Source organism: Kribbella sp. NPDC031520, from assembly GCF_055580825.1.
The window spans coordinates 390,214-401,723 of sequence record NZ_JBVIKS010000006.1 but is presented as its reverse complement, the minus strand read 5'-3'; the positions used below and the strand labels follow the sequence as shown (position 1 = coordinate 401,723).

12 protein-coding genes are annotated in these 11,510 nt (G+C 68.6%); 6 read left to right on the top strand and 6 right to left on the bottom strand.

Annotation, left to right across the window (positions count from 1 at the left end):
- Positions 1-78 precede the first annotated feature (78 nt).
- Entirely contained in the window at positions 79-1,290 is a 1,212-nt protein-coding gene (gene hemW, locus ACZ5BU_RS30885) for a radical SAM family heme chaperone HemW (RefSeq protein ID WP_465703957.1), read from the bottom strand.
- Between the two features lie 93 nt (positions 1,291-1,383).
- Here hemW and ACZ5BU_RS30880 point away from each other — a divergent pair, with 93 nt between their 5' ends.
- The 4 genes from ACZ5BU_RS30880 to ACZ5BU_RS30865 all read left to right on the top strand — a co-directional run bounded on the left by ACZ5BU_RS30880 (position 1,384) and on the right by ACZ5BU_RS30865 (position 4,430).
- Complete coding sequence (locus ACZ5BU_RS30880; protein ID WP_465703956.1) at positions 1,384-2,061, top strand: Crp/Fnr family transcriptional regulator; 678 nt, start codon at positions 1,384-1,386, stop codon at positions 2,059-2,061.
- A 112-nt stretch (positions 2,062-2,173) separates the two neighbouring features.
- Positions 2,174-3,070, top strand: coding sequence for an N-acyl homoserine lactonase family protein (locus tag ACZ5BU_RS30875; protein WP_465703955.1), 897 nt, complete (start codon positions 2,174-2,176; stop codon positions 3,068-3,070).
- Entirely contained in the window at positions 3,067-3,480 is a 414-nt protein-coding gene (locus ACZ5BU_RS30870; RefSeq protein WP_465703954.1) for an SRPBCC family protein, read from the top strand. The genes ACZ5BU_RS30875 and ACZ5BU_RS30870 overlap by 4 nt, the downstream gene beginning before the upstream one ends.
- A gap of 284 nt (positions 3,481-3,764) precedes the next feature.
- Positions 3,765-4,430: an IMP cyclohydrolase gene (locus tag ACZ5BU_RS30865; protein ID WP_465703953.1), complete on the top strand. Its 666-nt coding sequence runs from the start codon at positions 3,765-3,767 to the stop codon at positions 4,428-4,430.
- A 3-nt stretch (positions 4,431-4,433) separates the two neighbouring features.
- On the opposite strand, the gene ACZ5BU_RS30860 is transcribed toward ACZ5BU_RS30865, so the two are convergent.
- A complete protein-coding gene (locus ACZ5BU_RS30860; protein ID WP_465703952.1) occupies positions 4,434-6,269 on the bottom strand; it encodes an AMP-dependent synthetase/ligase in 1,836 nt (611 codons plus the stop codon).
- A 108-nt stretch (positions 6,270-6,377) separates the two neighbouring features.
- Between ACZ5BU_RS30860 and ACZ5BU_RS30855 the strand changes: the two genes are divergently transcribed.
- Complete coding sequence (locus ACZ5BU_RS30855) at positions 6,378-7,973, top strand: peptide-N4-asparagine amidase (RefSeq protein WP_465703951.1); 1,596 nt, start codon at positions 6,378-6,380, stop codon at positions 7,971-7,973.
- On the opposite strand, the gene ACZ5BU_RS30850 is transcribed toward ACZ5BU_RS30855, so the two are convergent.
- From ACZ5BU_RS30850 to ACZ5BU_RS30840, 3 genes are all read right to left on the bottom strand, one after another.
- The gene (locus ACZ5BU_RS30850) at positions 7,961-8,554 is read right to left on the bottom strand and encodes a class I SAM-dependent methyltransferase (protein ID WP_465703950.1); all 594 of its coding nucleotides are present in this window, start codon (positions 8,552-8,554) and stop codon (positions 7,961-7,963) included. The genes ACZ5BU_RS30855 and ACZ5BU_RS30850 overlap by 13 nt on opposite strands.
- A 55-nt stretch (positions 8,555-8,609) precedes the next feature.
- Positions 8,610-9,635, bottom strand: coding sequence for an aspartate-semialdehyde dehydrogenase (locus tag ACZ5BU_RS30845; protein ID WP_465703949.1), 1,026 nt, complete (start codon positions 9,633-9,635; stop codon positions 8,610-8,612).
- 165 nt (positions 9,636-9,800) lie between these two features.
- Entirely contained in the window at positions 9,801-10,001 is a 201-nt protein-coding gene (locus ACZ5BU_RS30840) for a tautomerase family protein (RefSeq protein WP_465703948.1), read from the bottom strand.
- A gap of 67 nt (positions 10,002-10,068) precedes the next feature.
- On the opposite strand from ACZ5BU_RS30840, the gene ACZ5BU_RS30835 reads away from it, so the two are divergent.
- Complete coding sequence (locus tag ACZ5BU_RS30835) at positions 10,069-10,824, top strand: IclR family transcriptional regulator (RefSeq protein WP_465703947.1); 756 nt, start codon at positions 10,069-10,071, stop codon at positions 10,822-10,824.
- Positions 10,825-10,853: 29 nt separating this feature from the next.
- On the opposite strand, the gene ACZ5BU_RS30830 is transcribed toward ACZ5BU_RS30835, so the two are convergent.
- Positions 10,854-11,480 (bottom strand): MOSC domain-containing protein, encoded by a 627-nt coding sequence (locus tag ACZ5BU_RS30830; protein ID WP_465703946.1) that lies wholly within the window; start codon positions 11,478-11,480, stop codon positions 10,854-10,856.
- Between the last annotated feature and the right edge of the window lie 30 nt (positions 11,481-11,510).

Sequence of the window (11,510 nt, the reverse complement as noted above, 5' to 3'; positions counted from 1 at the left end):
GGACGGGGTTGAGAGCGCTCTCGGATCGCGAAAGTGAGCTGAGTCTCAAGCGTCCGCAGTGGATATGTCAAGCACCGCTCACGGCAGCAGGTCGCGGACCACCGCGTCGGCGAGCAACCGTCCGCGATCCGTGAGCACCAGCCGCCCGCCGGACACCACCGCCAGGCCGTCCGCAACCACCTGGTCGACAGCCGCTCGCCCCGGACCGTCGAGCACCTCCAGCGGCAGCCCTGCCGACAACCGCACCTCGAGCAGCACCCGCTCGACCCGCCGGGTCTCCTCGTCGAGCATCTCCCGCGCGTACGCCGGACTCTGCCCGGCATCGATCCGCTCGGCGTACGCGCTCGGATGCTTCACGTTCCACCACCGCACGCCCCCGACATGGCTGTGTGCGCCGGGCCCGATCCCCCACCAGGTGTCCCCACGCCAGTACAGCTCGTTGTGCCGGCAGCGCGCCGCCGTACTGCGCGCCCAGTTGGACACCTCGTACCACCCCAGCCCGGAAGCGGTCAGCAGCTCGTCGGCCAGCACGTACTTGTCCGCAAGATCGTCGTCGTCCGGCATCGGCAGCTCACCACGCCGGATCCGCCGGGCCAGCTGCGTCCCGTCCTCGACGATCAACGCGTACGCGCTCACGTGGTCGGGCTGTGCCGACAACGCCGACTCCAGCGACGCCCGCCAGTCGTCCAACGACTCACCAGGTGTCCCGTAGATCAGGTCGAGGTTCACGTGCTCGAAGCCCGCGGCGGTCGCTTCGCGGGCAGCCTCCAGTGCCCGGCCAGGGCTGTGCTGCCGGTCGAGGATCTTCAGCACGTGGGACGACGAGCTCTGCATGCCGAAGCTGACCCGGTTGAAGCCACCTTCGAGCAGCGCCTCGAGATAGGCCGGGTCGACGGACTCGGGGTTCGCCTCGGTCGTCACCTCCGCGTCCGGCGCGAGCCCGAACTCGTCGCGGACCGCCGCGAGCATCAGCCCGAGATCGGCCGCCGGCAACAGGGTCGGCGTACCGCCTCCGAAGAACACCGTGTCGACGGGCCGATCCAGGTCCCCCAGCACCCGCCGCGCGAGCCGCACCTCGGCGACCGCGTTGCCGGCGTACGACGCCTGCGACCCGCCACCGCCCAACTCGCGCGCGGTGTAGGTGTTGAAGTCGCAGTACCCGCAGCGCGATGCGCAGAACGGCACATGCAGGTAGAACCCGAACGGCCGCGCGGCAGCCTCCAGCAGAGCAGAGTCCGGCAACGCCCCGTCCCGGGGCGCAACCTCCCCCTCGGGCAATGTCGACGGCACCCACCCATCTTACGGACCGATTCTCCACCCGATCTCCCTCACTGCTTTCAAACGCGCGTTGCCCGTCTGAACCGTTGCGCCGATGCTTGGGGGGTGGATGTCGTCGCTGCGGTCGCTCGAAGCACCCTCGGCGGGTTGCCGGCGGAACTGATTGCGCGCCTGGTTGCGGCCGGACGGCAGGTCGATTACCCGGCCGGCAGCACGCTGTACCGCGAGCGGTCCGCGCCGCAGGCGGTACTGGTACTGCGCGGGCTGCTTCGGGTCTACATGTCCTCACCTGAAGGACGCCAGGTCACCGTGCGGTACGCGCGGGCCTACGACGTACTCGGGATCGCCGTACTCGTGGGCGGTCCGGCCGACGTCGGCGTACAGACGCTGGCCGACTGCAGCCTGTTCCGGATCGACGCCGGCCTGCTGACGTCCGCCGCGCACAGCGACAGCCGGGTCGCGTGGATCCTGGCGGAGGAGCTCAGCCGGCGCCTGTACGAGAATCTGCACCAGACCGCGGTCAACGCGTTCGGAACGGTCCGGCAGCGGGTCGCCGCCCATCTGCTGGACCTCGCGTCGGACCAGCAAGGTCCGCGCGGCGAGCTCGTCGCGCACGTGTCCCAGCAGGAGCTCGCGGACGCCGTCGGCTCGGTGCGCGAGGTGGTTGCCCGGGTACTGCGGGAGTTCCGGCTGGCCGAGTTGGTCGCCACCGTGGCCGACAGCGTGCACATCCTCGACCCCACCGGACTCCACGACCAGACCTGGAATCCGGTGGAGGCGTGACCGCGGTAACTCCGGCCGACGACAAAAGTCACAGACACCCTGCGGACGGGCGCGAAGACTGATGCCATCGGCCCCGAACCCGTCGGGCCGATCGGTACGTCAGGAGCCTCAGATGTCCATGGAAACAAGGAAACTGTCCGCCCGCGGCGGCGCTACGGAAGGCCCGGTCCGTGCGGTGTCGGTGATCAGCACCGGCAGCGTCGAGATCCACCCTGAACACGCCCTCGGTACGCGGAAACCGGTGTACTGGTGGCTGATGACCTCTCGCCGATGGTTGCCACCACGCCCGATCAACGTGTACGTCGTTGAGCACACCAACGGATTGGTGTTGTTCGACACCGGGCAGGACCGCGCCTCGGTGACGGATCCGTCGTACTTCCCGGGTGGGCTGACCGGCGTCATGTACGACCGGCTCGCTCGGTTCGACATCGCCGCGGACGAGACGCTCGACGCCCAACTGGGCACGCTCGGCTACTCGGCCGATGACGTCGACGCTGCAGTCATCTCGCACCTGCATCAGGACCACATCGGCGGGATCTCCCAGCTCCGCGGCGAGTTGCTGATCCATCCGGCCGAGTGGGCCGAGCTGTCCGGCTTCGCACCGGAATCGCGCGGGTTCCTGCGTTCCCACATCGACGTACCCGGCCGACGCTGGAAGCACGTCGAGTTCACACCCATCGACGACCTGGCACCGTTCACCGAAGGCTTCGACGTGATGGGCGACGGATCGATCGTGCTGCTGCCGACGCCCGGGCACACCCCCGGTTCGATGTCGATGCTGATCCGGCGCCGCGACCTGCCGCCGCTGCTGATGGTCGGCGACCTCACGTACGAGGCCGCGCTGCTCGAACGCCGGCAACTCCCGGGCGTCGGCGTGCGCGCCGAACTGGGCCGCACCACCGACAAGGTTCTCGCCCTCGCCGAACGCCTCCCCGGCCTCGTGATCCTCCCCGCCCACGACCCGACAGCCGCCCACCGCCTGATCAACGCCTCCCGGCGGCCGGTATGAGATTCACCAATACGATCACCGTCCAGCGTCCGCCGTCCGAGGTGTTCGCGTACCTGGCCGACCTCTCACATCTCGCGGAGTGGAACTACGCAATCACCGACACCCGGTTGGTCACGCCGGGTCCGGTCGGGGTCGGCAGCCGCTACCACCAACGCCGTACCGTCCCCGTCCACACCGAGGAGACGCTGGAGATCACGGAGTTCGTCCCCGACGAGAAGCTCACCGTTCGCAGCACCCTCAACTCGTTCCCCGCGGAGCTGACCTACTCCCTGCACCCGACCGGCAACGGCACCACCGTCGTCAACACCGTCACCCTGCACGTATCAGGCCTCCGCAACCTGTTCGCTGCCCCCATCAAATCCGCCGTCGCTGCCAACCTCGCAGTCCTCGCCCAAGTCCTCGCCCCATAGCCAACCTCGGCTTGCCGCTCAGAGGTTGCGGAGCCACCGTTCCAGAGCGCCCAGGTCGTGGGGCGTGCGCCGACGTGCTCGACCAGCCGGCCGCCGAACGGCAGGAGTGTCCCGTCGACGTCGAGGAACACGATCGGGTACCCACTGCTCACGGACATCTCCCCCAGGTGTGCAGCAAGTCCACCACGCCGGCGGGGCGCGCGTATGCTCGCCGGCATGTTGCATGAGGGTCAACGAGGAAGAGCCGCGCGCTACGTCGACACGATCCGGAAGTTCCTCAGCCGATGACCGCCTGGAAGTCCCCGGAGTACCCGGGCCGCGGCCTCGCGATCGGGCGTGATGCCGACGGCGTTCCGTTCTTCGCGTACTGGCTGACCGGCCGCTCCCCGGCGTCCCAGTCCCGCGAACTCGTCGTACAGCAACGCGAAATCGTCGTCCGCGACCTTTCCGGCGCGACCACCGACGACCTCCGCCACTACACCGCGGCAGTCCGTGGCGCCGACTGGTTCATCGTCGGCAACGGCACCCAGGTCGGCGAACTGGTCGCCGCCCGCGCGCACCAGCCGGACCTCCAGCTGGCTCTGCGACACCTCACCTACGAACCCGATCCACCCATCCGCACACCCCGCATCACCGCCGGCGCGACAATCCAGGGCAACGAACTCACCAACGCCGTCATCGGTTCCGCGATCCCGTACGGCGACCTCACCGCGCACCCGTCCCTGTACGCGGCCCGCCTGGCACCAGGGACAGCCCTGACGACAACCACCTACGCCGGCACGGCCACGAACGTCACCGCCAACGGCCATCCGGAACTGATCGCCGTACCGCTCCCCTGGTCGGCCGTCACCGACACCATCTGGCAGTCCCTGCAACCATCCCTCCGCGTCGCCGCGATCACCGTCCCACTCGACGAAGACGACTTCAGCAACGCAATCGCGCAGGCCTAGCGGCTACTCGTACATCTTGTCGAGAACGTCGGCGTACTCGGTTTCCACGTGCTTGCGCTTGAGTTTGAGGCTGGGGGTCATTTCGCCGGACTCGACCGTCAGGTCGCGGTCGAGGATGGTGAACTTCTTGATGGTTTCCCAGCGGTTGAGGCCGGCGTTGAGTTCGTCCACGTAGGTCTGGACCATCGCCCGGGCGGCGTCCGAGGTGACGATCTCGGCGTAGGGCTTGCCTGCGAGGCCGTTGGCGGCGGCCCAGCCCTCGATCGCGTCGGGGTCCAGGGTGACCAGCGCGGAGACGAAGTTGCGCAGGTTGCCGTGGACGATGAACTGGCTCGCGTACGGGCAGATGGTCTTGAAGCGGCCCTCGATCACCTGCGGGGCGACGTACTTGCCGCCGGAGGTCTTGAACAGGTCCTTCTTGCGGTCGGTGATGTAGAGGAACTCGTCCTCGAAGTGGCCGATGTCGCCGGTGTGGAACCAGCCGTCGGCGTCGATCACCTCGGCGGTCTGCGTGGGCTGGTTGTGATAGCCGCTCATCACGCCGTCGCCCTTGATCAGCACCTCGCCGTCCTCGGCGATCTTGAAGGACGTACCCGGGAAGGCCGGGCCGACGCTGCCGAGCCGGTACTGCGCCGGCCGGTTCAGCGTCGACCCTGCTGACGTCTCCGACAACCCGTAGCCCTCGAGGATCAGCAGACCGGCGGCGTGGAACCACTGCGCGAGCTTCTTGTCCAACGCGGCCGAACCGGACACGAAGAACCGGATCCGTCCACCGAACCGCGCGCGGATCTTCGACAATACGAGCCGGTCCGCGGCCGCGAACTGCGCGCCGAGCAGACCCGACGGCTCACGCCCGGCCTGCCGCAACTCCGAAACCCGCGCACCCACCCCGAAGGCCCAGTCGAACAACCGCGCCCGGGCCCCGCCCTCGGACTGGATCATCGTCACGATCCGGGCGTGCGCCTTCTCGAAGATCCGCGGCGCCGCCGCCATGAACGTCGGTTGTACGATCGCCGCATTGTCGACAATCTTGTCGATCCGCCCGTCGACCGCGGTGGCGAACCCGATCTGGCACTGGACGGCGAGCAGCACCTGGCCGAACACGTGCGACAACGGCAGCCACAGGAACTGCAGGTCGTCCGGAGACAGCACCCGCATCCCCTCGACCGCGGCGCCCTCGTACGTCCACGCCGAGTGCGGCAACCGGACCCCCTTCGGGCGTCCCGTCGTACCGGACGTGTAGATCAACGTGCACAAGGTGTCCGGCTTGATGCCGACAATCCGATCGTCGACAATCGACGGATGTTCGGCGAGGTACTCGTCGCCGAGCAGGTCCAGCTGGCCGAGCCCGATCACCCAGTCGCCGTCGCGCTCCTCCGGTGTCCCGTCCAGCAGCACGATCTTCCGCAGCGACGGCGTCTCCGACCGGTGCTCGCGCAGCTTGTCGACCTGCCCAGCGTCCTCTGCGAACACGACCTGTACGTCGGCGTCCGCCACGATGAACGCCACGTCCGCGGAGATCGTCGACGGGTAGATCGTCGTCGTCGCGGCGGCCGCGAGGACGGTGGCCAGATAGCACTCGATCCACTCGATCCGGGTGTTCGCGGCGATCCCGACCCGCTGCTCCGGCTCCACCCCGAGCGCGATCAGCCCGGCCGCGCGCCGGCGGGCCAGCGCCTCGGTCTCCCGCCAGGTCACCGACGTCCACGCGTCCCCGCGCGGGAACCGGAACGCCTCGCGCTCAGGCGTCGCCGCCACCCGGTCCAGGAACATCTGGGCCATGGTGCCCTTGCGGTTGCTGAGCAGTGCGAGCTGGCCGGAATCGGCGACAGGCATCATGACTGGCCTCCATCGGGGGTCAAGTTAACCGGAGGGTAATAGCAATCCTCACCGGTGACCATGCCACTCGCTTGCCCGCCTGAACCTTCTCGATTACGTTTCCGCAACATGCGCATACGGTCGGTGGTAACCGCCTCACTATCCGTCCTGCTCCTCGCGATCGGCGTCCCGGCCCGGGCGGTGACCCCGCCGCCGGAGTTCGGCACCGACTACGACGATCCGCGGACGCCCGCCCCAGCGGTCGCCGTACCGCACACTCGGCACTGCGAAGTGCAGATTGTCAACAATCAGTTCAAGAACTTCGATCCGTACAAGTCGACCTACACACCGCCGGCCGGCTGCCAGGGCCCGTGGTCGAAGGTCGTCCTACGGATGCACGGCGCGGTGAAGGGCGTGCAGTACGACCGCCTCGGGCACATCACGATCGGCGGCGTCGGCGTGTTCCGGACCTCGACCCCGGAGCCGAGCGCCGACGGCATCGAGTGGAACGTGGAGAAGGACGTCACGTCGTACAGCCCACTGCTGAGGTCACCGCAGCCGGTCGTGATGGAGCTCGGCAACGTCGTCGACAACACCTACACCGGTGTGCTCGACATCACGGTCACGCTCGACTTCTACATGACCGATCGCCACACACCCGCGGCGAAGACAGCCGACGAAGTCCTCCCGCTGCAGGACCAGACCCGTGACGGCGCCGACCTCCGAGGTACGGCGACCCTCCCGAAGAACACGACCCGCGTCCTCGGTGAGGTCTACGTCACCGGATCCGGCGGCGGGTGCGAGGAGTTCTGGGACACGTCCGCGCCGGCCGAGACCGGGTACTCCTGCCCCGACGGTTCGCCGTACCGCGAGGTCGACGTGAGCATCGACGGCAAGCTCGCGGGCATCGCCCTGCCGTACCCGTACATCTACACCGGCGGCTGGTCGAACCCGTACGAGTGGCGCCCGTCTCCCGCCCCGCGCGCCTTCGACATCAAGCCGGTGATGTACGACCTCACGCCGTTCGCCGGGCTGCTCGCGGACGGCAAGCCGCACGAGTTCCGCATCCACGTCGACGGCGTACCGGCGGGCCAGTCCGGCTGGTTCACCGTCCCGAACCTGCACGTCTGGACGGACGCTCACCGCGCGCAAACCACCGGCGGCCTCACGTCGTACGCCGTCACTCCGCTCGCGAAGACCGACGACGTCACCGGCGCCCCGAACGAGGCCGGCTCGGTCAACACGACCGCGTTCCGCACACTGAAGATCAGCGGGTACGTCGACACCTCGGCCGGCCGGATCCACACGACCGTCCAGCGCGACCTGAGCAACCTCTCCAAGCACACCTGGGACGCCGGCGAATCGCGCGACGTCCTCGACGCGAGCTGGCGCGACACCGAGACCACGATCAGCAACGGCCGGGTCAGCCGCACCAACCTCGACTACGGCAAGAACGGCGTCCTCACATTCTTGCCCAACGCAACGATCCCCGGTGCGTACGACGTGGTCACCGACCTCAAGATCCACGACACGATCCGTACGCCCGGACTCACCACGACCGAGACGTACGACGGCCGCGCGTCCTGGATCTACGGCGTACCGCGAGACCAGCGGCATGCCACCGGCAACCAGACCGTGCGGTACCGCTCGATCGGCCACGGCTGCTTCGACCACACCCTCACCGCGATCAACGGCGTTTACACAAAGGACTTCTACCGCTGTTGATGTTTCTGCGCGACCACCCGACGGATCGTACGGCCTGAGCTTGCGCTGGTGACCTGCTCGTCGAGGAGCAGGTCGCACGCGCTCAGCACATCCAGCACAACCGCCGGGTCGACGAACGCGTACAGCCGGCCGGCGTCGTCGCGCTGGTCGGCGGCGGAAACGCGCCACGTCAGGTAGAGGACGCCACCGGGCTTCAGGATGTCGGCGAGTCGTCGTACGGCCGGGCCGACCGCAGCCGGCTCGAGGTGCATGATCACGGTCTCGCACAGCACGTTGGTGAAGCTGTTCGCGGCGACGCCTTCGAGCTCGGGCAGCGCGGCGGCGTGGAACTCGACGTCCGGGTGCCGGCGGGCGGCCTCGGCGCGCAGGCCGGCGGACGGTTCGATCCCGATCGCGTCGAATCCGTTCGCGACCAGCCAGGCGGTGTCGCGGCCGCTGCCGGAGCCGACGTCAGCGGTGCGCCCGAGCTTGAAGTACGTGCGAACCGCAGTCTGGAGATCGGTACCGGCGGGCTGGGTTTCCCAGTCGTCGGCGTACCCGACGGCACCGGTGTCGTAGGCGTGCAGCGTCTTGGAGTCCACGGATCTATCGTGGACTGCACGTTCTCTCGATGTCAATCTTCTTGACGTCGAGAGATCATCGCAGTGCGAGCAGTTCCGCGATCTGCACGGCGTTGAGCGCGGCGCCCTTGCGGAGGTTGTCGTTCGACACGAACAGCACGAGACCGCGGTTGCCCGGCACCGACTGGTCCTGGCGGATGCGGCCGACGTACGACGGGTCCTGTCCGGCCGCGAGCAGCGGCGTCGGCAGGTCGGCGAGCGCGACCCCAGGGGCCTCGCGGAGCAGCTCAGTCGCTTGCGCCGGCGTGATCGGCTGCGCGAACTCGGCGTGGATGCTCAGCGAGTGACCGGTGAAGACCGGCACCCGGACGCAGGTGCCGGCAACCGGCAGGTCCGGGAGGTGCAGGATCTTGCGGCTCTCGTTGCGGAGCTTCTGCTCCTCGTCGGTCTCTCCGGTGCCGTCGGCAACGATCGACCCGGCCAGCGGGAGCACGTTGAACGCGATCGGCCCGGCGTACACCTTGGGCTCGGGCAGCGTGATGCCGTCGGTACCGCGGGCGAGCTTGCCGCCGGCAACGGACAGTTCGCGGGCCTGGTCCTCGAGCTCGCTGACGCCGACGCCGCCGGACCCGGAGACAGCCTGGTACGTCGAGACGACCAGCCGGGTGAGGCCGGCCGTACGGTGCAGCGGCGCGAGCACGGGCATCGCGGCCATCGTCGTACAGTTCGGGTTCGCGACGATGCCCTTGGGGATGCTGTTCAGGTCGTCCGGGTTCACCTCGGAGACGACCAGCGGTACGTCGGGGTCCATCCGCCAGCCGGACGAGTTGTCCACGACGACCGCACCGGCCGCGGCAACCTTCGGGGCGAGTTCCTTGGAAGCGGTCTTCCCGTTCGAGAACAGGGCCAGTTCGAGCCCGGCGAAGTCCGCCGTTGCGGAGTCCTCGACGACGATCTCCCGGTCACCGAAAGGCAGCGTCGTACCCGCCGACCGCGCCGAGGCGAAGTACCGCACCTCGTCGACCGGGAAGCCGCGCTCGAGCAGCAACTCCCGCATGACCCCACCGACCTGACCTGTCGCACCGAACACACCAACTCGCATACGACCGAGAGTAGTAGGCGCCCGCGGCTCCGGCCCCCACGTTTCAGCGGGCGGACGCCCAGCACCCACCAAGCACCGGCGCCCGGGCCTCGCACGCACATCGCAGGCGGGGCGTGAGCCCCTGCGCAGTGGTTGGTGAGTGGCTGAGGTCCGGTCAGGCGCGGGTCAGGCGTCGGCGGCCAGGGTGCCGCCGTTGGCGACGTCGGTTTTCTCGATCTCGGTGAAGACGATCCGGACGGACTCGCGCTTGGCGCCGAGGATGGCGATCGCGGAGTCGGTGACGGCGGCGACGAACTCGCGGCGCTGGTCGAGGGTGCGACCGGAGAGCAGTTCGACGGTGATGTTCGGCATCTTGCGATGTTCCACTGAACAGAACATGGTGTCAAGGAGCGGAACTACCTGCTGGCACGATGGGAGTGGCAGGATGTCCGACATGAGCTCGCCTTCGGCCATCGACAAGACGTTGATGGTGCTGGACGCCGTACTGGAGCACTCGCGGTTCACGGACGTGGTGAACGCGACCGGCCTGGCCAAGTCGACCGTGCACCGGATCATGGCGTCGCTGGTCGAGCACCAGTTCGTCGCTCAGGCCGAGGACGGGTCGTACCATCCCGGCCCGAAGGCGCTGCGGCTCGCCGGGCACGCGCTGACGAACGTCGACCTCGCAACCGTGGCACGCCCCGTGCTCGCGGACCTGGTCGCGCAGACGCGCTGCACCGTCCACGTCGGACTGCTGAACGGCGACGAGGCGATCTACGTCGCCCGCCTGGACGGCCCCAAGCCGTACCGGATGCCCTCCCGCGTCGGCAAGGCGATCTGGCTGCACTGCACCGGCATCGGCAAAGCCCTGCTCGCCGAGAAGGACGACGAGTCCCTCGACGTCCACATCACCCGCACCGGCCTGCCCGCCCGTACGCCGCTGACCCACACCACGGCCGCCGCGCTGAAGGCCGATCTCGCGCAGACCCGCGCCCGCGGCTACGCCCTCGACGACGAGGAGAACGAACCAGGTATCCGCTGCGTGGCGGCCGTCATCCACGACCACACCGGCGCCGCAACAGCCGCCGTCAGCATCTCCACCCTGTCGCTGGAACAGTCCATCGCCCAGGTAGCACTGATGGCCCCTGCCGCCATCGAGGCCGCCCGCAAGATCTCAGCGGCTCTCGGCTACCGCGAGCCGACGCCCTGATCGATGGACCGACCATCGAACTGACACCCTCAGCCGCGGGCCACGATCCGTTCGGCGTTCTCGCGGATCTCGTCCATCAGGTCGACGCCCGAGTCGAGCATCCGTTGCATCTTGCGCGGGTCCTGGTCGCCGAACATGTGCGCGACCGTGACCTCGTGATCCGGGCGGCCGATGATCTCGATCGGGTCGCCGGCGCCGATCGTGCCCTCGCGGAGCACCTTCAGGTACGCACCGGGCCGGCCGGCCTGGTGGAACCGTTTGACCCAGTGCGGAATCTGCATCCGGTGCTGGAAGGTGACGCACGGGATGCGCGGCGCGCGCACCATGACCTCGACCTCGTCGCCGATCCGCCACACCTCACCGAGCAGCGCGCCGTTCACGTCCAGGCCTCCGGTGCGCAGGTTCTCACCGAACAGGCCGGTGGGGATGTCGCGGTCGAGTTCTCCGGCCCACCAGTTCGCGTCCTCGTCGGCGTACACGTAGAGCGCTTGGTCCGGGCCGCCGTGGTTGGCGGTGTCGCAGACCCGGTCGCCTTCCAGCCCGAGCGGGCGGACGCCGACCCGGCCGGGCTGCGGCCGCTTGTCGATCGCGGTGAACCCCGTGTCCTTCGGACCCGGAATCAGCCTCTCCACCACGTTGACCGTCAGCAACCGCATGCCTTTATCCTCCCCCGCTGTGGTGGCCGT